We start from the raw sequence: 397 nt of genomic DNA, 5'->3' as shown, positions 1-397 counted from the left end.
AATGAGAGTTGTTCCGTTGTGGGGAAAGTTATCGCTAGTCAGTGGCCTGAAGAGACGTTTGGCTGATCGGCAAGGTGTTCTGGTCGGCGCATAGCTGATAACAATTGAGCAAGAATCTTCATCGAATTAGGGGAATTTTCACTCCCCTCAGAACATAACATAGTAAATGGATTGAATTATGAAGAATGGTTTTTATGCGACTTACCGCAGCAAAAATAAAGGGAAAGATAAGCGCTCAATAAACCTGTCTGTTTTCCTTAATTCTCTGCTGGCTGATAATCATCACCTGCAGGTTGGCTCCAATTATTTGTATATTCATAAAATCGATGGAAAAACTTTTCTCTTTACCAAAACAAATGACAAGAGTCTGGTTCAGAAGATAAATCGCTCTAAAGCT

At 39.5% G+C, this 397-nt stretch carries 1 protein-coding gene; it reads left to right on the top strand.

Annotation, left to right across the window (positions count from 1 at the left end; all coding sequences use genetic code 11):
* Nucleotides 1-178: 178 nt before the first annotated feature.
* A partial coding sequence (locus JW499_RS21790) for a hypothetical protein (protein WP_438839604.1) occupies nt 179-397 on the top strand: 219 nt, incomplete at its 3' end.

Source organism: Amphritea pacifica (genome assembly GCF_016924145.1).
In the GTDB taxonomy this organism is placed as follows: Bacteria; Pseudomonadota; Gammaproteobacteria; order Pseudomonadales; family Balneatricaceae; genus Amphritea; species Amphritea pacifica.
The sequence above is the reverse complement of the archived record's forward strand: the minus strand, read 5'-3'. Positions and strand labels throughout refer to the sequence as shown.